This window comes from Pantoea conspicua (assembly GCF_002095315.1).
Classification (GTDB): Bacteria; Pseudomonadota; Gammaproteobacteria; order Enterobacterales; family Enterobacteriaceae; genus Pantoea; species Pantoea conspicua.
In genome coordinates this window covers 1-730 of sequence record NZ_MLFN01000113.1, presented here as the reverse complement: position 1 = coordinate 730, position 730 = coordinate 1, and the positions used below count along the sequence as shown (strand labels likewise).

2 protein-coding genes are annotated in these 730 nt (G+C 41.9%); both read right to left on the bottom strand.

Annotation, left to right across the window (positions count from 1 at the left end; translation table 11 throughout):
• The coding region (locus tag HA41_RS21240) for a hypothetical protein (RefSeq protein ID WP_208612783.1) at positions 1 to 207 on the bottom strand (207 nt) is incomplete at its 3' end.
• A 274-nt stretch (positions 208 to 481) separates the two neighbouring features.
• On the bottom strand, positions 482 to 730 hold a 249-nt coding region (locus HA41_RS21235), incomplete at its 5' end, for a hypothetical protein (protein WP_208612782.1).

The window sequence follows — 730 nt, the reverse complement described above, 5'->3', positions numbered from 1 at the left end:
TGCACCTTTAGGCGCCGCCCATCCTGAAGCATAAATAAACCCATCTTTGGATTCACAGGATGTAATTTCCCACTCATTAAATTCACCATTAGTCTTAGGCAAATCATATGCTTGCGCATTATTTATCGCATAGTATCCAAAGACAAAAATTATGATAGAAACAAACACAAAAAACATAAATAGAAGGTCTATTTTTCGTTTTGTCATAACCGGGTTCCGTACATATCATCATCCGTATCAAATATTTATTGAGTTCTTCAGCCTCTTCCGGCTTCAGGCGGTGCAAATTCTGTCACTTAGTGACCTGCCGATCAAGCTATTGACGCAATCCCTAAGATCAGAATCTTTAAAAACATTAAATAAAAAACCCCGGCGACGAGGCAGATACAGTCCGCCCATCTCAGCAGACTGCGGGTGTGATTTGAGATTAGTCACTTCTCGCCGCACCCGCCGACTCAAATCCACTTTTACCTCAGTGCCTTTACAAGTTTGTGAGTCGGTCCGCCTTCATCAAAAGCACCGATCGATATTTCTGTTTATCCATACAGTATTCATCATAGGAGGATTTAGCACGCCACACGACTACAAAATCAAAGACGCATTCGGCAATGCCATCAAACGTGTAACAGATGCTGGATATGTGAATCGCCACGGATAATCCAGACACATCCGAGCCGTTGATAATACTGGTTTTATATTCTGTCGGTGACATGGCTTTGTTGAATAAATC